The 20,487-nt window shown below is 69.9% G+C and carries 18 protein-coding genes; 12 read left to right on the forward strand and 6 right to left on the reverse strand.

The features are described 5' to 3' along the window. Positions 1-16 precede the first annotated feature (16 nt). Complete coding sequence (locus tag AB0M51_RS05265) at positions 17-769, forward strand: class I SAM-dependent methyltransferase (RefSeq protein ID WP_344202151.1); 753 nt, start codon at positions 17-19, stop codon at positions 767-769. On the opposite strand, the gene AB0M51_RS05270 is transcribed toward AB0M51_RS05265, so the two are convergent. Next, positions 753-1,865, reverse strand: coding sequence for a cytochrome P450 (locus AB0M51_RS05270; RefSeq protein WP_344202148.1), 1,113 nt, complete (start codon positions 1,863-1,865; stop codon positions 753-755). The genes AB0M51_RS05265 and AB0M51_RS05270 overlap by 17 nt on opposite strands. A 122-nt stretch (positions 1,866-1,987) precedes the next feature. Here AB0M51_RS05270 and priA point away from each other — a divergent pair, with 122 nt between their 5' ends. From priA to AB0M51_RS05320, 10 genes are all read left to right on the forward strand, one after another. Next, entirely contained in the window at positions 1,988-2,725 is a 738-nt protein-coding gene (priA, locus tag AB0M51_RS05275) for a bifunctional 1-(5-phosphoribosyl)-5-((5-phosphoribosylamino)methylideneamino)imidazole-4-carboxamide isomerase/phosphoribosylanthranilate isomerase PriA (protein WP_344202146.1), read from the forward strand. Further along, a complete protein-coding gene (locus tag AB0M51_RS05280; RefSeq protein ID WP_363748140.1) occupies positions 2,722-5,034 on the forward strand; it encodes an HAD-IB family hydrolase in 2,313 nt (770 codons plus the stop codon). The genes priA and AB0M51_RS05280 overlap by 4 nt, the downstream gene beginning before the upstream one ends. Continuing rightward, entirely contained in the window at positions 5,031-6,230 is a 1,200-nt protein-coding gene (locus AB0M51_RS05285) for a zinc-binding dehydrogenase (RefSeq protein WP_344202141.1), read from the forward strand. The genes AB0M51_RS05280 and AB0M51_RS05285 overlap by 4 nt, the downstream gene beginning before the upstream one ends. 42 nt (positions 6,231-6,272) lie before the next feature. Continuing rightward, positions 6,273-7,853 carry a lactate racemase domain-containing protein gene (locus AB0M51_RS05290; protein ID WP_363748143.1) on the forward strand — a complete coding sequence of 527 codons (1,581 nt, stop codon included), beginning with the start codon at positions 6,273-6,275 and terminating at the stop codon, positions 7,851-7,853. Further along, positions 7,853-8,785, forward strand: a complete 933-nt coding sequence (locus AB0M51_RS05295; protein ID WP_344202135.1) for a lysophospholipid acyltransferase family protein — start codon at positions 7,853-7,855, stop codon at positions 8,783-8,785. The genes AB0M51_RS05290 and AB0M51_RS05295 overlap by 1 nt, the downstream gene beginning before the upstream one ends. An 834-nt stretch (positions 8,786-9,619) precedes the next feature. Next, positions 9,620-10,189 (forward strand): hypothetical protein, encoded by a 570-nt coding sequence (locus tag AB0M51_RS05300; RefSeq protein ID WP_344197111.1) that lies wholly within the window; start codon positions 9,620-9,622, stop codon positions 10,187-10,189. A gap of 17 nt (positions 10,190-10,206) precedes the next feature. Beyond that, a complete protein-coding gene (gene hisF / locus AB0M51_RS05305) occupies positions 10,207-10,968 on the forward strand; it encodes an imidazole glycerol phosphate synthase subunit HisF (RefSeq protein ID WP_344197109.1) in 762 nt (253 codons plus the stop codon). Further along, positions 10,965-11,432 carry a MarR family transcriptional regulator gene (locus tag AB0M51_RS05310; RefSeq protein WP_344197107.1) on the forward strand — a complete coding sequence of 156 codons (468 nt, stop codon included), beginning with the start codon at positions 10,965-10,967 and terminating at the stop codon, positions 11,430-11,432. Before hisF ends, AB0M51_RS05310 begins: the two co-directional genes overlap by 4 nt. Positions 11,433-11,515: 83 nt before the next feature. Then, positions 11,516-12,025: a MarR family transcriptional regulator gene (locus tag AB0M51_RS05315; protein ID WP_344197105.1), complete on the forward strand. Its 510-nt coding sequence runs from the start codon at positions 11,516-11,518 to the stop codon at positions 12,023-12,025. Further along, complete coding sequence (locus AB0M51_RS05320; RefSeq protein ID WP_344197103.1) at positions 12,025-13,617, forward strand: MDR family MFS transporter; 1,593 nt, start codon at positions 12,025-12,027, stop codon at positions 13,615-13,617. Before AB0M51_RS05315 ends, AB0M51_RS05320 begins: the two co-directional genes overlap by 1 nt. Here AB0M51_RS05320 and AB0M51_RS05325 read toward each other — a convergent pair. The 5 genes from AB0M51_RS05325 to dacB are packed head-to-tail and all read right to left on the reverse strand — an operon-like array spanning position 13,614 to position 18,980. Further along, a complete protein-coding gene (locus AB0M51_RS05325) occupies positions 13,614-14,867 on the reverse strand; it encodes an MFS transporter (protein WP_344197102.1) in 1,254 nt (417 codons plus the stop codon). The genes AB0M51_RS05320 and AB0M51_RS05325 overlap by 4 nt on opposite strands. Continuing rightward, positions 14,867-15,457 carry an ArsR family transcriptional regulator gene (locus AB0M51_RS05330; RefSeq protein ID WP_344197100.1) on the reverse strand — a complete coding sequence of 197 codons (591 nt, stop codon included), beginning with the start codon at positions 15,455-15,457 and terminating at the stop codon, positions 14,867-14,869. The genes AB0M51_RS05325 and AB0M51_RS05330 overlap by 1 nt, the downstream gene beginning before the upstream one ends. A gap of 39 nt (positions 15,458-15,496) precedes the next feature. Next, on the reverse strand, positions 15,497-16,423 hold the full coding sequence (locus AB0M51_RS05335) for a GNAT family N-acetyltransferase (RefSeq protein ID WP_344197098.1): 927 nt from the start codon (positions 16,421-16,423) through the stop codon (positions 15,497-15,499). Next, positions 16,420-17,370 (reverse strand): GNAT family N-acetyltransferase, encoded by a 951-nt coding sequence (locus tag AB0M51_RS05340; RefSeq protein ID WP_344197096.1) that lies wholly within the window; start codon positions 17,368-17,370, stop codon positions 16,420-16,422. The genes AB0M51_RS05335 and AB0M51_RS05340 overlap by 4 nt, the downstream gene beginning before the upstream one ends. Positions 17,371-17,411: 41 nt before the next feature. Continuing rightward, entirely contained in the window at positions 17,412-18,980 is a 1,569-nt protein-coding gene (dacB, locus tag AB0M51_RS05345; protein ID WP_344197094.1) for a D-alanyl-D-alanine carboxypeptidase/D-alanyl-D-alanine-endopeptidase, read from the reverse strand. A gap of 171 nt (positions 18,981-19,151) precedes the next feature. Between dacB and AB0M51_RS05350 the strand changes: the two genes are divergently transcribed. Then, entirely contained in the window at positions 19,152-20,447 is a 1,296-nt protein-coding gene (locus AB0M51_RS05350; RefSeq protein WP_344197092.1) for a family 43 glycosylhydrolase, read from the forward strand. The last annotated feature ends 40 nt before the right edge of the window (positions 20,448-20,487 follow it).

Raw genomic sequence — 20,487 nt, forward strand, 5'->3', positions numbered from 1 at the left:
CGGTAGGTTGACCTGCATGGTCGACTACGACGGTCGGATGAGCAGCGTCTACGTGGCGGGCCGGCGGATCTCGCCGGCCGAAGTGGCGCGGTGGACGGCGGGGTTCGCGGCGTACGCGCCGGAACGGCGGCCGCTGGACGTGCTGGATCTCGGCAGCGGTACGGGACGCTTCACGCCGGGGCTGGCGGCGGAGTTCGGCGGGCGGGTGTACGGCGTGGAGCCCGCGGACCGGATGCGGGAGGCCGCGGCGCCGGCGCCCGGGGTGAGCTACCTGAAGGGCAGCGCCGAGGACATTCCGTTGCCTGAGGCATCGGTCGACGTGGTGCTGATGTTCCTCACCTTCCACCACTGGACGGATCCGCTGCAAGGGCTGCGGGAGGTGTGCCGGGTGTTGCGGCCCGGGGGAGTGGCGTTGTTGCGGACGCAGTTCTCCGACCTGATGCCGGACCTGTTCTGGTACCGGTACTTCCCGTCGGCGCAGGAGGTCGACGCGGCGATGTACTGCTCGGTGGACGAGGCGAGGGCGCTGGCCGTCGAGGCGGGGCTGCTGCCGGACGCGCACGTCGTACGGATCACCGGCGAGGACCCGCGGACGGTGCGGGCGACGTACGAACGGTTGAGCCTGCGGGCGTTGTCCACGTTCGAGCATCTGCCGGAGGCGGAGATGGAGGCCGGGTTCGCGCGGTTCGCGGCGGACGTCGAGCAGGACCCGGACCGGGTGCTGCCGGTGCACGACGCGACGATGCTGGTGCTCAGGCGTCCCAGCTGACCTTCAGCGCGGACGGTTTGCGGAAGACGAGGCCGTGCGGCGGCGGCGAGTCCGGTGCGAGGAGGAGGCCCGGAAACCGGAGGACGGCTTCGAGGGCGGTGAGCGTCTCCAGCCGGGTCAGGTGCATGCCGAGGCAGATGTGCGGACCGCTGGCGAAGGCCAGATGCCGGCGGGCGTTGGTACGCCGTACATCGAAGGCGTCGGGGTCCTCGAACACCTCCGGGTCCCGCCCGGCGCCCGCCAGCGAGACGGTCACCATGTCGCCGCGGCGGATCTGGTGGCCGGCGACCTCGACGTCGCGGGTTGCATAGCGGTCGACGACTGCCGCGGCCGGTTCGAGTCGGAGGGATTCCTCGACGGCGTTGGCGAGAAGTGCCGGGTCGGCCAGCACCAACTCGAGTTGGGAAGGGTTGGTGAGCAGATGCCAGAGGGCGTTGGTGATCATCCCCTCGGTGGTCTCGATCCCGCCGAACATCAGCACTGCGGCGTTCGCCACCACCTCGTCCACGCCGAGCCCCTCGTGTGCCGCGGCCGCCAGCAACGAGTCCTGCCCGTCGATGCCCGAGGCAACGTGCTTGTGCAACTCGGCGAACGCCGCACTACCGGCCTCGGTCACGGGCCGCCCCGCCGACACCCCCGACACGGACTCGGAGATCGCCGAGTACCAGCCCAGAACCGTCGGAGCCGAGGCCGGTGGGATGCCCAACGAGTAGGCGACCACGGCGACGGACAACGGGCCCGCCAGGCCGGTCCGCAGATCGGCCGGTGAGCTCACGGCGGACATCAGCTCGGCCACCGTCCGCCGGACCGGCTCGGTGAAGCGGCGGCGGGTCTCGGCGAGGCCGAACGGCGACTCGAAGGGGTCGCGGTGCGCCTTGTGCGGGTCGCCGTCGAGCGACAGCATCGACGGGCCGACCACCTGCGCGGTGGAGAACCGTGGATCGTCGACCGTGAAGGTCTCCGGGTCGCGAAGGACCTGGACAGCCAGGGCGCGGCCGGTGACCACCCAGGAGTTCAGCGCCTCGATCCAGCCGACCGGCCGGACAGCGGCGAGGGTGGGATGAGGGTCGCGTTCGAGCTGCTCCAGGGTGACCACCCGGCCAAGCCTAGGCGTAATACCATTGACGCCACTGGTATTGCTGAGACAGATCGATTTCAAACGACTCAGGAGGGCTCCGGGTTACGGATCTCTCAGCAAAGCCCTCTAGGGTGTGGGCCATGTCTGAGCATTTGGTGCTGCTGCCTGCCGTCGACGTGGCGGACGGGCAGGCGGTTCGGCTGGTGCAGGGCGAGGCCGGCAGCGAGACGTCGTACGGCGATCCGCTGGCGGCGGCGACGGCCTGGCAGGAGGCGGGGGCGGAGTGGATCCACCTCGTCGACCTGGACGCGGCGTTCGGCCGGGGCTCCAACCGTGAGCTGCTCGCCGAGGTGACCGGCAAGCTCGACGTACAGGTCGAGCTGTCCGGCGGCATCCGCGACGACGACTCCCTGGAAGCTGCACTGGCCACCGGTGCCCGCCGGGTAAACATCGGTACGGCGGCGCTCGAGGACCCGGAGTGGTGCGACCGGATCATCCAGCAGTACGGCGACCGGGTCGCGATCGGCCTGGACGTCCGCGGCCGGACGCTGGCCGCCCGCGGCTGGACCAAGGAAGGCGGCGACCTGTACGAGGTTCTCGCCCGGCTGGAGGCGGCCGGCTGCGAGCGGTACGTCGTCACCGACGTCACCAAGGACGGCATGCTCCAGGGCCCGAACCTGGACCTGTACCGGGACCTGTGCGCCCGCACCGACAAGCCGATCGTCGCGTCCGGCGGCGTGTCCAGCCTGGACGACCTGCGGGCACTGAGCACGCTGGTCGCCGACGGCGTCGAGGGCGTCATCGTCGGCAAGGCGCTGTACGCCGGCGCGTTCACCCTGACCGAGGCACTCGAGCTCACGCGTGGAGGCGACAAGTGAGTCTGGCCGACAAGCTCAAGGACAAGAAGGTCCTTGTCACCGGCGTCACCGGCTTCGTCGGTGAGGCGCTGCTGCACCGGATCATCGGTGAGCTGCCCGGCACCACCGTGGCCGCGATCATCCGGCCGAAGGGCTCGCTGACCGGCGCGGACCGGATGGCGCAACTGCTCCGCAAGGACATCTTCAAGCCGTTCTACGGCGAGGGCACGGAGTACGCCGACGCCGAAGCGCTGTCGGCGGCCCGGATCCACGTCATCGACGGCGACCTGTCCGACGTACCGGAGCTGCCCAAGGATCTCGACATCGTCGTGCACTGCGCCGGCGACGTGAGCTTCGACCCGCCGATCCACGAGGCCTTCACGACCAACGTGCTCGGTACCAAGAGCCTGCTCGAGCGGATCGTCGAGACGGGCCGCCCGGTGCACTACGTGCACATCTCCACCGCGTACACCGCGGGCCGCCGGCGCGGCGCGATCCCGGAGGCCCCGGTCGAGCACCTGGTCGACTGGCGCACCGAGGCCGAGGCCGGGATGGCGATGAAGGCCCGGATCGAGGAGCAGTCCCGGTCCGCGCCGATGCTGGCGAAGTTCCGCAAGGAGTCCGAGAAGCTGCACCGCCGTGCCGGCCACCTGACCGCCGCGGCCGACACCGAGCGGCGCCGGATCGAGTGGGTCGCGAAGCGGCTCGTCGAGACCGGCACCGAGCGCGCCCGCAGCCTCGGCTGGACCGACTGCTACACGTTCACCAAGGCGCTCGGCGAGCGGGTGGTGGAGGAGTTCTCCGGCACGCTGCCGACCTCGATCGTCCGGCCGGCCATCATCGAGTCCGCGGTGCAGAGCCCGCATCCGGGCTGGATCGAGGGCTTCAAGATGGCCGAGCCGCTGATCCTCGCGTACGGCCGCGGCGAGCTGCCGGAGTTCCCGGCGTCGCCGGACTCGGTGATCGAGATCATCCCGGTCGACCACGTGGTCGGCGCGATCTGCGCGGTGATGGCGACCGAGCCAGAGCTGAGCAAGCCGGAGTACTACCACATCGGCTCCGGCGCCCGGAACCCGCTGACCTTCGAGCAGCTGTACGCCGGCGTCCGCGCGTACTTCTCCAAGCACCCGTTCGACCTCGGCGAGCGCGGCGCGGTCCGGCTGCCGGTGTGGAAGTTCCCCGGCGGCGACTCGGTCGAGACGATGCTCCGGTACGGCGAGCGCGCGCACAAGATCGCCGACGCCGTGATCACCCGGGTCCCGCGCGGCGAGCGGACCCGCAAGTACGCCCGCGAGCTCGACGTACAGAAGCGCCGGCTGGACTTCCTGCGCCGCTACATGGACCTGTACTCCGAGTACGCGCAGGCCGAGCTGCAGTTCATCGACGACAACGTGCTCGCCCTGCACAACGGGCTCGAAGGCGACGACAAGGAGAAGTTCGCCTGCGACACCTCGGTCGTCGACTGGCAGTACTACCTGCAGGAGCTGCACTGCCCGAGCGTCACCGAGTCGATGCGCCGCCTCGACGTCGTCCGGAAGAAGCGGAACAAGGCGCTCGCCGAGTCGGCCGGGGTACTGAAGAAGGTCGAAGCCTCCACGTCGGACACGGCGAAGGTGATCGCGGCGTTCGACATGGACGGCACGCTGCTGTCCTCGAACGTGATCGAGACCTACCTGTGGATGCGGCTGCCCGAGCTCGACGGCCCGCAGCGCGCCGGCGAGATCGGCGCGATGCTCCGCAAGCTGCCGAAGCTGATCGCCGCCGAACGCGAGGACCGCGGCACGTTCCTCCGCACCATCTACCGCCGGTACGCCGGTGCCGATCTCGAGGAACTGAACCAGATCGTCGACGAGATCCTCGCCGAGCACGTGCTCGAACGGCTGAGCGGTGCTGCCGTACGGCGGATCCGTGAGCACCGCGCCGCCGGGCACAAGACGATCCTGATCACCGGCGCCGTCCGGCCGCTGACCCGCCCGCTCGAGCCGCTGTTCGACGAGATCGTCGCGGCCGAGCTGGCCGTCGACGACCGTGGCCGTTGCACCGGCTTCCTGTCGGGGCCGCCGCTGGTCGGCGAGTCCCGGGCCGCGTGGATCAAGCACCACGCGCGGCAGACCGGGATCGACCTGTCCAAGTCCTTCGCCTACGCCGACAGCCACTCGGACCTGCCGATGCTGTCGACGGTCGGCAACCCGGTCGCGGTCTCGCCGGACGTGTCGCTGTTCCGGGCCGCCCGGGCCGCGCGCTGGCAGATCGTCGACTGGAAGACCCCGTCCACCTCGTCCCGTCTGGAGCTCCCAGGGGTGCAGCGTTCTGGAGGTTCGGCTCGATGATGCTCGCACTCGAGATGTACCGGTCGCCGGCCAAGTTCCTGGCGGCCAAGGCGGTCGGCGGCCGGATCCCCGGCATCCTGACCGGCCCGGCCGCTCCGCTGCGCCTGGTCACGATCAACGAGCCGAAGGCCGAACGGGCCGGCTGGGCGCGGATCCGCCCGATCCTGTCCGGCATCTGCGGCTCGGACCTCGGCATGGTGACCGGTTCGACCAAGCTGTACTTCTCTGCTGTCGTGTCGATGCCGTTCGTGCCGGGTCACGAGATCGTCGGCGAACTGCTCGACGACTGCGAGGACCTGCCGAAGGGCACGCGGGTCGTGATGGACTCCGTGCTGACCTGCGCGGCACGCGGCGTCGAGCCCTGCGAGAACTGCGTGTCCGGGAACACCAACCGGTGCGACCGGATCACGGTCGGCCACGTGGCGCCGGGCCTGCAGACCGGCTTCTGCCAGGACACGGGCGGCGGCTGGGGCAATCTCCTCGTCGCCCACCGCAGCCAGCTGTACGCCGTACCGGACGGGATGTCCGACGAGCGCGCCGTACTCGTCGAGCCGCTGGCCGGTGCGGTGCACGCCGCGCTGCGGGCCAACGTGCAGCCCGGGCAGTCCGTACTCGTCAGCGGTGCCGGCGCCGTCGGTCTGTTCGCGACGCTGGCGCTGCGCGAGCTGACCCAGGCCGGCCGGATCACGGTCGTCGCCAAGCACCCCAAGCAGCGTGAACTGGCGCGTGCCTTCGGGGCCAGCGACGTCGTCGCGCCCGACGAGGTGTTCCGCGGCGTCCGCCGGTCGACCGGCGCGTTCCGGCTGAAGCCCGAGTTCGGCGCATCCGAGTTCCTGCTCGGCGGCGTCGACGTCGCCGTCGACGCGGTCGGCAGCAAGGACTCGATCGACACCGTACTGCGGGTCACCAAGGCCGGCGGGCGCGTCGTACTGTCCGGGATGCCGGCCACCGGCGCCGATCTGTCGCCGGTCTGGTTCCGCGAACTCGAGGTGACCGGCACGTACGCCTCCGCGCGGGAGGAGCCGAACGGCCGCCCGGCGTTCGAGACCGCACTGGAACTCGCCGGCCGCGCCCCGCTGGACGGGATCGTCGGCGCCCGCTATCCGCTGTACCGCTGGCGCGAGGCTCTTGACCACGCGCATTCGGCCGGCCGCCTCGGCACGGTCAAGGTTGCTTTCGATGTGAGGGCCTCATGAGGGCCGTGACACTGCAGTACGTACGACGAGAGAGGTTCTGACATGTCTCGGCCAGGTTTCGTGCTTGAGGTGGACGACCGGACGCCGCCGCTGCTCGTGCACAACGGTGAGGGCTTCCTGCTGGAGCGATTCCCGCAGGGCACCCGGGTGGTGTACCCGCCGGAGGCGCTGCCGCCGGTCCGGGATGTCGACGAGGCGATCCAGAACGCGCTGCTGCACCCGATCGAGTCGGAGCCGCTGCCGGAGCTGCTACGCGCCGGGATGCGGCTGACGATCGCGTTCGACGACATCTCGATCCCACTGCCGCCGATGAAGAAGCCGGACATCCGGCAGCGCATCATCGAGGCGGTGCTGGAGCTCGCCGCGCAGGCCGGCGTCGACGACGTCGAGCTGATCTCGGCGAACGCGCTGCACCGCCGGCTCACCCCGAACGAGCTGCGCGACATCGTCGGCGAGCGGGTGTTCCGGTCGTTCTACCCCGACGGCAAGCTCTACAACTTCGACGCCGAGGACGCCGCGAACCTGACCCACCTCGGTCAGACCCGGCACGGCGAGGACGTCGAGATCTCCAAGCGGGCGGCCGAGTCCGACCTGCTGGTCTACGTGAACGTGAACCTGGTCGCGATGGACGGCGGGCACAAGTCCACGTCGATCGGGCTGGCGTCGTACAAGTCGCTGAAGCACCACCACAACAGCCACACGATGATCCACTCGCGGTCGTTCATGGACCACAAGGCGTCCAAGATGCACCACTCCGCCTGGCGGATGGGCGAGGTGCTGACCCAGCACGTCAAGGTCTTCCAGATCGAGACCACGCTGAACAACGACATCTTCGGCGGGCCGCTGGAGTTCCTGCAGAAGCGCGAGTGGGAGTGGTCGATCAAGGACCAGGGCTCCTACCTGGCCGCCAAGCGCGGTCTCGACGTCGCCCCGACCCGGATCCGGCGGAAGATCTTCCAGGACGTCCGGTCCAACTACGGTCTGACCGGGGTCACCGCCGGCAAGATCGAGCCTGTGCACGAGAAGACCATCGAAGCCGTGCACCGCCAGCACAAGGTCGAGGTCCAGGGCCAGGCCGACGTCGCGATCATGGGCGTCCCGTTCATCGGGCCGTACAACGTGAACTCGGTGATGAACCCGATTCTCGCCGCCTGCATGGGGCTCGGCTACTACTTCAACTCGTACCTGGGCCAGCCGATCGTCCGCAAGGACGGCGCGGTGATCCTGTACCACCCGGTGGACTACGAGTTCAGCCAGCTGCACCACCCGTCGTACGTCGACTTCTTCGAGGAAGTGCTTGCCGAGAGCACCGACCCGGCGACGATCGAGGCGAAGTTCGAGAAGCAGTACGCCGAGGACCCGTGGTACATCCACCTGTACCGGACGTCGAACGCGTACCACGGCGTACACCCGTTCTACATGTGGTACTGGATCTCGCACGCGCTGGACCACTGCGGCGACATCGTCTGGGTCGGCGCGAACCGCAAGACCGTCGAGCGGATGGGCTTCCGGTCCGCGTCGACGCTGTCCGACGCGCTCGAGATGGTCAGCCACTCGGTCGGCCGGTCGCCGTCGATCACGTACCTGCACAACCCGCCGCACCTGCTCGCGGACGTGCGCTGATGGGTGCCGGTCTGGTGAAGTTCGGCCGCGACACCGCGCGCGACGTCCGGCAGGTCGCGCGCGGATGGCGCTGGGGCCGGCGGCCGCAGGTCCCGCGGTCCGCCGAGCCGTACGTGATCCCGAAGGAGACCACGGTCTTCCCGACCAAGTGGGCCCGGACGCCGGCCGCCATCGCGGTCCGCGACCTGATCCAGAAGGGCCCGCTCAACGCGGTGTTGAACTTCGAGGTCAGCCCGCAGGTCAGCGGCCTCGACTCGCTGCTCAAGCTCGACGGGCCCGCGATCATCGTCGCGAACCACTCGTCGCACCTCGACACCCCGTTGCTGCTGCTGTCGCTGCCCGACGCGATGCGTCGCCGTACCGCGTTCGCGGCCGCGGCGGACTACTTCTTCGACACGTGGTGGCGGGCTGCCGGGTCGGCGATCGTGTTCAACACGTTCCCAATCGAACGGCGCGGCGGGAAGATGAGCGCCACGCCCGGCGACCTGCTCGCCGACGGCTGGAACGTCGTCGTGTTCCCCGAAGGCACCCGCTCGCCCGACGGATGGGTGCAGCGGTTCCGGATGGGTGCGGCGTACCTGGCCGTCGAACACGACGTACCGATCATCCCCGTCGGCATCAAGGGCTCCTTCGCCGCCATGCCCCGCGGCCGCGGCTGGCCCGTCCCCGGCCGCCCCGCCGTCCACGTCCGGTACGGCGACCCGCTGCGGCCGGCTGCCGGCGAAAGCGCCCGCGACTTCGCCCCCCGGATCGCTGCCGCCGTCTCGGCCCTCCTCGACGAGGAGTCCACCACCTGGTACGAGTCCCGCCGCCGCGCGGCCATCGGCGCCTCCCCGGCCCAAACCGGCCCCGACGCCGCCCGCTGGCGCCGCGTCTGGGAGTCCACCCGCCCCATGAAGTCCACCGACAACCGCCGCCGCGCCTGGAAGTAACCCCGGCACACACTTGGCGTCCCCCACCCACCCTCAAGTGTGGTGTGGTGTGGTGTGGTGTGGGGGTTGCCGCCGGGGCGTGGGGTGGTGTCCCGCCGACCCGCCCTTGAGGTGGTGGGGCGCGGATGGGTTCGCGGTTGGTGGAGGTGCTGGCCCGCCCACCCGCCCTTGAGGTGGTGGGATGCGGGGGTGGTAGCCGGGTGTGGAGGTTGGTGTCCCGCCCGCCCACCCTTGAAGACTGCGGGGACCGCCGGGACCACCCGGACCGCGGGGACCTGGACCGCTGGGACCACCCGGACCACTGGACCACCCGGACCACTGGGACCACCCGGACCACTGGGACCACCCGACCGTCGGGACCACCCGACCGTCGGGACCCCCGGACCGCCGGGACCACCGGGCCGCCCGGACTGCGGGGACCACCGGACCACCGGGGACCGCCGGGACCGCCCGGACCATGGGGCCGCCCGGACCGCCCGGACCGCCGGGACCGCGGGGACCACCGGGGACCGCCCGGACTGCCGGGACCACCGGACCGCCGGGACCGCAGGGACCGCGGGACCGCGGGACCGCCGGACCACCGGACCGCCGGGACCGCCGGGGACCGCCGGGGACCGCCGGGGACCGCCGGACCACCGGGGACCACCCGGGCCCCAGGGACCGCCGGGACCGGGTAACCGCGGGTTGGTTGCTGGGCGTTTGGTCGGGGCTGAGCGCGCGTGTCGGGGGCTGACGACAAGCTATTGCCTGTCGCCTGACCCCACAGCCTGTTGACGGCCCCGCCGACATGCGGCTACCAGGCGCATAACCCCCTCAATAGTTACCGTTGCCCGCGTGGACGAACGGCGGCCTCGGCGCATGTCGCGGCTGGTGCGCTACGGAACCGCCGCCGGACTGATCCTCACGGTCGCGGTCACAGTTGCGTTCCTGGTCAGCGCAGGCACACGATCGCACCTCACCACCGTCGCCCTCGTCGTGACCTCTGTCGGCCTCGTGGCGATCTCGCTCCTGATCGGCAACATGGGATGGCACCCGCGCATCAACGGCCCGTACCTCGACGTCGCCACCCTGATCGGCCGCCAGTCGGTCGACCTGACCCGCCTCACCGCCACCCGCTGGGAACGCAGCCGAGGCGGCGCACTCTGGATCCGCCTGCACGACGACATCACTGATGTGTCGATCCAGATCCCTGTGCCGCACCACGTCCGCCCGGCACTGACCCAGGCGCTCCGTGATGCCATCATCCGCGGCGTCCAGGTCCCACAACGGATCACCAACCTCTTCAACCTCCCGCCGGTACCAGGCGCCCCACGCAACAGTGGCAGCAACCCCGCCGTACTCGCGGGCATCCTCGTCGGTGTGCTGTTCCTCGGTGTGGTCTTCGGGCTGATCCTCTCGCTCTGAACGCTACGCTTGGCCGCGTGAGTCTTGCCGTACGAGTGATTCCCTGTCTGGACGTCGACGCCGGCCGTGTGGTCAAGGGCGTCAACTTCGCCGATCTGCGGGACGCGGGCGACCCGGTCGAGATGGCTCAGGTGTACGACGCCGAGGGCGCCGACGAGCTCACCTTCCTCGACATCACCGCGTCCTCCGGCGCGCGGGAGACGACGTACGACGTGGTCGGGCGGACGGCCGAGCAGGTGTTCATCCCGCTGACCGTCGGCGGCGGGGTCCGGGAGGCGGCGGACGTGGACCGGCTGCTCCGGGCGGGCGCCGACAAGGTCGGGATCAACACCGGCGCGATCGCGCGGCCGGAGGTGATCCGCGAGATCGCGCACCGGTTCGGCAACCAGGTGCTCGTGCTGTCGCTGGACGTACGGCGGTCCGCCGAGCAGCCGAGCGGGTTCGAGGTGACGACCCACGGCGGGCGGCGGTCCGCGGGGCTGGACGCGATCGAGTGGGCGCGGCGCGGGTGCGAGCTGGGGGCGGGGGAGATCCTGCTGAACTCGATGGACGCCGACGGCACGAAGCAGGGCTTCGACCTGGAGCTGATCAAGGCGGTCCGCGCGGTGGTCGACGTACCGCTGATCGCCAGCGGGGGAGCGGGGGCGCCGGAGCACTTCCCGCCGGCGGTGCAGGCCGGTGCGGACGCGGTCCTCGCGGCCAGTGTGTTCCACTTCGGTGACTTCCGGATCGCGGACGTGAAGCGGGCGCTCCGGGACGCCGGGATCGTGGTGCGGTGAACACCAAGGTGGAGCACTCCGAGGAACTGGTCGCGGCGATCGAGCTGGAGCTGTCCGCGCTGTTCCGCCGGTCCCGGTCCGCGTCGCTGCGGCTCGCCCGCCGGGTGCACCCGGACATGGACGCGGCCGGCTACGCGCTGATCTCGCAGATCGAGCTCGGCGCGGGTACGGGCCCGAGTGCGGGCGTGAGGGCGTCGGACGTGGCGCATGTCCTCGGCCTCGACAAGTCCACGGTCAGCCGCGGCATCACCCAGCTGGAGAACCTGGGCCTGATCGAACGCGTCGGCGACCCCGACGACGGCCGCGCCCGCCTGCTCCGGCTGACCACGTCCGGCGCCGAGCGCTACGAGGCGATGCGGACCCAGCGGCAAACCGAGTTCCGCGCCATCCTCGACCGCTGGAACCCGGCCGATCTGGCCGACCTCGGCCGCCTGCTCGCCCGCCTCAACACCGACCTCGGCTGAGGCACTCTCACAGGTAGTAACCACTTATCCACACCCTGCGCATATGGTTGTGGAAACCAACTATCCGTGTATATAGTTGGGTTATGCAACTAGCTCAGCAACCCCTCGTCCCCGGGGTAGAGCGGGATGCGGCGGCTCAGGAGCTGCTCGAGGGGGTCAGTTCCCTGATCAGGGCCGTGCGCTGTATCGAGCACCGGCACCTCACCGGCGGCGACGGCGGACTGCGCCGGTCGGACGCGAGCGTGCTGAAGGTGCTGATGAAGGACGGTGAGCAGCGCGGCGGCGAGATCGCCGGCAAGCTCGGCGTCGACGCGTCGGTGGTGAGCCGGCAGTTGACCGCGCTGGAGGCCGACGGACTGGTGAGCCGTCGGCCGGATCCGGCCGACGCCCGGGTCGGACTGGTCAGCCTCTCGGCCGAGGGCAAGGCCCGGCTGGAGGCCATGTACTCCGCCTACACCCGGCAACTGAGAACCGCGTTGGCAGACCTCGACGACGACGCGATGACGGCGGCCGCCGCAACGATGCAGCGGGTCGCGGTCGCGATCACCGAGGCCAACAAACTCGTGAGGCAAAGCCCCAAGACTGGAGAGTAATGACTGTCACCGAGACCCGGCAGCAGACGCTCGCTGCGCCGGAACTCACCCACAAGGAGATCCTCGAGATCCTGATCGGCCTGCTCGCCGCGCTGTTCACGGCGATGCTGAGCTCGACGATCGTCAGCAATGCCCTGCCGACGATCATCGCCGACCTCGAGGGCACCCAGACGCAGTACACGTGGGTCCTCACCGCGAGCCTGCTGGCCACCACGGTGTCCACGCCGATCTGGGGCAAGCTCTCCGACCTGGTGAGCAAGAAGTTGCTGGTCCAGCTGGCGATCTCGGTCTTCGTGATCGGGTCCGCGCTGGCCGGCCTGTCCCACAACGTGCCGTTCCTGATCGGTGCCCGGGTCCTCCAGGGTCTCGCGATGGGCGGTCTGATGGCGCTCGCCCAGGCCATCATCGGTGCCGCGATCCCACCCCGGTCGCGGGGCCGGTACTCCGGCTACATGGGCGCCGTGATGGCGGTCGCGACCGTCAGCGGCCCGCTCATCGGCGGCGTCATCGTCGACACCTCGTGGCTCGGCTGGCGCTGGTGCTTCTACGTCTGCGTCCCGCTCGCCGTCGTCAGCCTGGTGATCCTGCAGAAGTACCTGCACCTCCCGCTGCTCAAGCGCAAGGTCCAGATCGACTACCTCGGAGCGGTCCTGATCAGCATCGCGGCCAGCCTGCCGCTGCTGTGGGTCACCTTCGCCGGTACGAAGTTCGCGTGGATGTCCTGGCAGTCCGCCCTGTTCGTCGGTGGCACGCTGCTCGTCGGCTTCCTCGCCGTACTCGTCGAGAACCGGGTCGCCGAGCCGCTCGTCCCGCTGAAGGTCGTCCGGGAGCGCACCACCGCGCTGGCGATCGTGGCCAGCCTGTCGGTCGGTGTCGCGATGTTCGGCAGCGCGCTGTTCCTCGGGCAGTACTTCCAGATCGCCCGCGGGTACAGCCCGACCGAGGCCGGCCTGCTGACCATCCCGATGATGCTCGGCTCGTTCATCGGCTCGGCCGGATCGGGTCAGCTGATCACCCGCTACGGCAAGTGGAAGCGGTACCTGGTCTCCGGCGGCGTCCTGCTGCTCGCCGGCCTGCTGATCCTCGGCACGATCGACCACAGCACGCCCTACTGGTACGTCGGACTCGGCATGCTGGCGATGGGCCTCGGCATGGGTATGACGATGCAGAACCTGGTGCTCGCCGTCCAGAACACCGTCGACGTCACCCAGATCGGCGCCTCGTCCGCGACGGTCGCGTTCTTCCGCAGCCTGGGTGGTGCGGTCGGCGTGTCCGCGCTCGGCGCGGTGCTCGCCGCCCGGGTCAAGGACCTGATCGTGGCCGGCGTGCTCGCCGGTCCGAACGGCGCCGAAGCCGCGCGCAAACTCCAGGAGGGCGGCTCCGGCAGCACGAGCCTGCTGGACGTGAAGAACCTCCCGCCGCAGCTGGCCGCGCTGGTCCGGCACGCGTACGGCGACGCCACCGGACGGATCTTCCTGATCGCCGCCGCCTGCGCGGTGGTCAGCCTGATCGCGGTGATCTTCATCAAGGAGGTCCCGCTCCGCAAGACCGTCAACAAGGTCGAGGTCGTCGAGGAACTGGTCGAGGACTAGTCAGGCGGCTCCAGGCCCGTCAGCTCGCGAGTGCGGATGATGGGTGAGCCGATCAGCCACACGACGGACAACAGGCCGCCGGCGGCGGAGACGAGGAGGGTTTCGCGGACACCGATCCAGGTGCCGAGGAACCCTCCGACGACCGCGCCGAGCGGCCTGATGCCGTAGTTGATGCTGCTGAACGCCCCCGCCACCCGGCTGCGCATGTTGTCGTGGCAGACGGCGGCCTGCAAGGCGTTCAGTGGTATGTCGAAGCACATTACCGCGAACGCCCCGACGAACTCGGCCGCCGCCAGCGCGACCGCCTTCACCCACAGCGGACCGTTCGCCAGCGCGGCGATCGCGATCGAGGTCGGGAACACGACGGCGCCGAACGCGATCACCGGCCCGGCGCCGAACCGGCGGCTGAGCGGGGAGGCGCTGACCGCGCCGAGCAGTCCGCCCGACGCGCCGATGCCGAACGCCAGACCGATGACCCCGGCCGACAGCCCGAGGATGCGGCTCGCGAACAGCACGAGCAGCGCCGTACTCATCAGGTTGAAGAAGTTCACCGTGGTCGCACAGCCCAGGCTGCGGCTGATGTACGGATGCTTCAGCACGTACCGCATCCCGGCCGCCGCCCGGCGCAGGATCGGCTCGCCGGACTCCTCCGCCGGGCCCGGATCGATCTTCAGCCGGCTGAGCTGCACCGCCGAGAACACGAACGTGAACGCGTCGACGAGGATCGCGAGCGGCGCGGTCAGCCACTGCACCAGCAGACCGGCGACGGCCGGCCCGCCCATGAACGAGATCGACCGCGTCGCCGACAGCTTGCTGTTCGCCTCCAGGAACTGCTCGCGATCCACCAGCCGGACGAAGAACGAGGCGTTCGCCGTGTTGAACACGACATGCGCCGTACCGGCGAGGACCGCGATCGCGTACAAGTGGCCGAGGGCAAGGAAACCGGACCAGTAGGCGACCGGCAGCGTGAGCAGGAGCACCGTCCGGGTGAGGTCGGCGGCGATCATCAGCGGGCGCTTGTCGCGGCGGTGGTCGACCCAGGTGCCGATGAACAACGACGCGAGGTTCGGCAGCCAGACCGCCGCGGTCAGGAAACCGACCTGGCTGGGGGAGGCGTCCAGCATCGTGACCGCGATCAGTGGCAGCGCCAGCTCGGTGATCCGGTCGCCGAACTCGGAGACGCCCTGCGCGGACCAGAATCTGCGGAACCGGGCGTCCCGCCAGAGGCTCGTGGCGGCGAGCGTGCTCATCAGGAGCCCGTTGCTTCGGGCAAGGAGATCCGCAGGTGCCGGACCGGCCGCGCGTCCTGCGGTACGTCGCCGGCGTCGCGGCGCTGGACGTACGGCGCCAGCAGCTGCTCGATCGCGGACTCGATCGCGTCCGCCTCGTCCGGGGTGATCACCAGCAAGGTGTTCGCCGATCCGGCCCGCCTGCTCCACTCGGGGTCCAGGTTCGGCTCGGTGTCGGACAGCCAGGTCTGCGCCGCCTCCAGAGCCTGGTTCATGATCTCGGTCCGGAGCAGCCGGCCGGCCTCGACGCCCTCCGGAGTGTCCGGCATCTCGTAGCGGAAGCCGCCCGCGACCGCGTACCACCAGCGTTGCCGCTTGTCGGAGCCGCTCGGCGGCGGACCGTCGTTGACCAGCCCGAACCCGGCCAGGTGCCGCAGGTGCCAGCTGGTGACCGACGGCGAGGCGCCGACATGCTCGGACAGCTGGGTGGCGGTCGCGGGACCGTGCCGTTGCAGGTAGCTGAGCGCGGCGAGCCGGACCGGATGCGCGAGCGCGCGCATCGCCTGCGGGTCGGTGATCTCGAAATCGCCGTACGGATTCCTGAGAGACATGTTTCGAGAGTAATCTCTCAGATCTCCCGGAGGCAATCCTCAAGCGGTGCGGGTCCAGATGTCGCTGATCAGGTCCGGGCGCATGCCGACGCCGGTGTAGAGGGCGACCGCGGGAGTCGGGTTGTTGGTGTCGACGTGCAGGATCGTGCCGGAGCGGCCGGCCGCCGAATCGACGGCGAAGGCGTTGCGCAGCAGGTACTTGGCCAGCCCGCGCCCGCGGGCGGACGACACGACGGCGAGGCGTCCGACGTACCCGCAGTTGTCCGTGCTGACGAAGTTGTCGTTGCACTCGGTCATCGCGACCGCCTGCCCGGCCTGCTCCAGGATCGTCACCTGCGACCAGTCGAACGTCGACCGGCTCTCCCGCGACGCCACCCACGCGTCGAACGGCCGCGGCAGCGTCCCGGGCTGGTCGGCGAACGCCTCCATCAGTACGGCGTGTGCCGCCCGCCGGCTCGCCTCGTCCGGAGCACCTCGCCGTACGACGATCCCGTCCGGCACCACGGGCTCCGCCACCGGCCCGTCGAAGCTGATCCGCATCCGGTGCACCGACGTACCGATCGAGTACCCGCGAGCGGCAAGCACGGTCGGCAACAACTCGTCCTGCCGAATCGCCCCTACCCGAAGCGCGGCCGCTCGACCGCCCGCCGCGACCGCACGGCCTTCCGCCTGTTCGAGCAGCCAGTCGAGGACGGCCGGTTCGGTGCCGAGGATGTCGACGGTGACGTGACTCCCGCCCGTGATCGGCACGGCTGTGGCCGACCCCGCGAAGCCGTTCGGGCCGAACACCATCCACCCGTCGGTGGCGGGGTTCGTCCCGGGGTCGCGCAGGTAGTTCGCGACGTCCTCGGGACTGTGCTTCGCGAATCCGAGCAACGCGGACGTGTAGGCGGCCGACCGCTCGGCGACCACCGATGCGTCCTGCAGCCGCATCGGCCGCCAGGTGTAGCCGCTCGGCAGGCTCATACCGCGACCTCGAGTCGCCAGACCTCCATCACCAGCACGGCCCGCATCCCGACGGACAGATACACGCCGAGCGCGGGCGTCGGGTTGTTCGTGTCGACGTGCAGGATCGTCCCGGACCGCCCGTTCGCCGCGTCGATCGCGAACTGGTCCCGGAGCAGGAACTTCGCGAGCCCCTTCCCGCGTGCCTTCTCCAGGACGGCGAGCCGCCCGACGTACCCGCAGTTCTCGTCCTCGACGAACTGGTCGTTCGCGGACAGCATCGCCACCGCTTCGCCGTCCACCTCCAGCACCGTCTGCTGCGACCAGTCGAACGCCGAGTGGACCTCCTGCGCCGCCCGCCATTCCTCGAACGACCGCGGCGTGAACCCGAACTGCCCGTCGAACGCCGCGTTCAGTACGCCGTGTGCCGCCCGCTGACCCGCCTCGTCGGGCGTGCCGCGCCGCACCACAACCCCAGCCGGAACCTCCGGCCGGGGAACCGCCCCGGTGTGGTCGATCCGCATCCGGTGAAAGACGGTTCCGACCTGGTAGCCATAACCCTTCAACCGGTCGCGCCGGGCGGCGTCAGCCTGATAGGCCACGGTGTCCAGCTGCACCGACGAATGCCCGTGCGCGCGCCCGAACTCCCGCGTGCGCTCCTCGACCCGGTCGAGCAACCACCGCTCGAGCTCAAGGTCCGCGGCAACCACGTCCTGGTCGAGTTGCCGCCGATCGCCCTTCCCGAAGACCCAGCCGAACCCGGCCAACCGGTCACCTTCGAACACCAGCCACGCATCACGCGAGGCGTCGAAGGCCGGCTCGTTCAGCGCGTCCTGCACATCGTCGAGCGTCCAGTCGGCCGAACCGATCACCGAGATGTTGTAGGCGCCGGCCAGGTCCAGGATCGCCTGGGCGTCCTCGAACGCCGGCGGACGCACGGAGTATTTGTCAGGCAGTACGGCGGTCATTCACGCATGGTGGTGGATGGCCGCCGTACCTGTCGAACGGATTAGCAGGCCTTGTCCCACTCCGACTCACACGCCGGCGAAGCAGCCTTGAACGGCGCAACCAAAGCGGCAGGCGGCGCCTGGTCGGACCACGACGCGAGCGTGACGCCGACCGCGTCCTCGATCGAGCGCGGGCTGACCAGATAGTTGTTGCTGATCATCGAGAACACCAGCTTCCGGCCGTCCTTGTTCGTGACGTACCCGGACAGCGCGGTGACCCCGGTGAGCGAGCCGGTCTTGCCGTGCAGGTTGTTGGCGGCCGGCGTGTTCTGCATCCGGCTGCGCAGCGTGCCGCCGACGAACCGGTCCGGGTTGCCCGCGATCGGCAGTGCGTCGTACCACTGCTTCCACCACGACTCCTTCTGCGCACCGATCAGGACGTCGGTGATCGAGTCGGCGGTGACGTTGACCTTGCGGGACAGGCCCGAGCCGTCGGAGAGCCGGATCCGGCTGGTGTCGACGCCGAGCGTCTTGGCGTACTTCGTCACCACGTCGAGCCCGGCCGGCCAGCTGCCGTCGGCCTCCGCGACGGCGCCCATCGTCTTCACCAGCGTCTCGGCGTGCATGTTGTTGGAGAGCTTGAGGAACGGCGTCATCAGCTCGCCGACCGTCATCGACTCGTCCCGGGCGAGCCGTCCGGCACCGGCCGGGGTCGCCGCGTTCTTGATCGCCCCGCTGACCGTGATGCCCTGCGCGGCGAGCGCCCGCCGGAACACGTCGGCGGCGTACAGCTCGGGCTCCCAGACGGTCACCCAGTCCTGCTCGACCGCGGACCCGAGCGGCATCGACCCGGTGATCCGGACGACGTTCGTGCCGTGGTCGCGGTCGACGCTGATCGTGTTCGCGGAGCCGGCCGCGCCGGTGGTGGCCGTGTTGACCAGCTTGAGTACGCCGTTCGCGGGCACCAGGTCGAGCTTCACCGGAGCGCCCGCGGCCGCACCCGGACGGGTTTCGACGATCGCCGTACCGGAGTCGTAGTCGGTGTTCGGCGCCAGCGTCAGTGCGGAGATCTGGGCGTTGTAGTAGTACGGCTCGTCGTCCCAGGCCCAGCTGTCGCCGAGCCGGACGTGGTCGAAGTACGTGTCGTCCGCGACCAGATCGCCGAAGACGTGCCGGACACCGGCCGCCTTGAGCTGTTTCGCGAGGCCGGCGTAGTCCGACTCGAGCGCGGTCGGGTCGCCGTACCCCTTGAGGTAGAGGTTGCCGAGCAACTGTCCACCGCGGACGGGTGCGGTGGCGAGGACGTCGGTGTGGAAGCGGTACGACGGGCCGAGCGTGTGCATCGCGGCCGTCGAGGTGAACAGCTTGGTGTTCGACGCGGGCAGCAGCCGCTCGGCGCCGTCCTTGTCGTACAGCGTCTCGCCGGTGGTCGCGTCGCGGACCACGAGCGCGACCTGCGAGCCGTCGTACCGGCTGTCGTTCAGCAGGCTGTCCAGGCGTTGCTGCAGCGGTGTTGCTTGTACGGCGGCCGGCGTCGCCGCGGACTGCCCGACGAAGCCGCCGGCGACGGCTGCGATCGCCGCTACCGCGGCCACCGCCCCGCGTGCCGACACTCTCGGTAAAAGACTCACGAGACACTCCCTTGATCCAGGCGGAAATCAACTAGCGGGAGTCTCCACCCCGGAATCTCCGGGGTCCACCCCTAACTTCCCTTTCTTTCCTTCCTTCATTCCCTGGTGTGTTTCAGGTGAATCGATGTAAAAGTGGAGTCGCAGGTATCCGCCCCACCTGAGGAGTCACCCATGCGACGACTTCTGGCGGCCTTGGTGGCCGCCCTGAGCTTGACCACGTTCCTGTCCGTTCCGGCACATGCCGCCGCCGGGGCCGTGTTCCCGAGCGACATCATCGGCGAGAACTTCCCCGACCCGGACGTCTTCCAGCAGAACGGCACCTGGTACGCGTACGCGACCAACGGCAGCCACGGCACGGTCCCCGTCGCCACCGCGCCGAGCGCGAACGGCCCGTGGACGATCCGCGGCGACGCCATGCCCGGCGGGCCGTCGAGCGCCTGGGCCCAGCCGGGCCGCACCTGGGCGCCGGACGTCTACCCGAACCCGGACGGCACCTACACCCTCACCTACACCGCCTGGCACAAGGCGTCCGGCCGGCAGTGCATCGGCGTCGCCACCGCGACCAGCCCACTCGGCCCGTTCCAGCCCGTGGGTACGGCGCCGCTGATCTGCCCGCTCGACATCGGCGGCGCGATCGACCCGAACACGTTCGTCGCCAACGACGGCACCCGGTACCTGGTCTGGAAGAACGACGGCAACGCGGTCAGTAAGCCGTCGACGCTCTGGCTCACCAAGACCGCGAACAACGGCCAGACGCTGGCGAGCGGCAACACCGCGATGCTGACGTCGAGCGGCATCATCGAGGCGCCCGACCTGGTCCAGCGCGGGTCGCAGTACGTGCTCTACTTCTCCGGCGGCGGGTACAGCGACTGCAACTACCTCACGTCGTACGCGACCTCGAAGAGCCTCGGCGGCCCGTGGACCACGGCGTACCGGCCGTTGATGACGACCGCGACGTTCGACAGCCACGTGTGCGGGCCGGGCGGCGCGGACTTCGTCGGCGACAAGGTGTTCCTGCACGGCTGGGTGAACGGCGACCGGCACCTGTACGTCGCGGACGTCGGGTACGCGAACGACTACCCGGTGGTCCGCGGCAGCCGGGTCCGGTACGAAGCTGAGCGCGGGACGCTCAACCACTGCTCGGTTCGCGACAACGCGGCCGGCGCCTCGGACGGCAAGGTGGTCGCGTACATCGACTACGCGGACTCGTGGGTGGAGAACACGGTGTTCGCGCCGGTGGCCGGCAGTTACACGCTGCACGTCGGGTACGCCAACGGTTCGGCGTCCACCGCCAGTCACGGTCTCGTTGTCAATGGCAACAACGTGGGCTCGGTCAGTTACCCGGTCACGGGGTGGGACAACTGGCACGAGAGCGCCGTCCCGGTGACGCTGAACGCCGGCTGGAACACGATCCGGCTGACCAAGGGCACCCTCTACACGGAGGTCGACTACCTCGAGGTGCAGTAAAAGCGTCCGCACGACCCCGTAGTCTCGTACAGGACAGTGT

The organism is Kribbella sp. NPDC051137 (genome assembly GCF_040682535.1).
GTDB classification, from domain to species: domain Bacteria; phylum Actinomycetota; class Actinomycetes; order Propionibacteriales; family Kribbellaceae; genus Kribbella; species Kribbella karoonensis.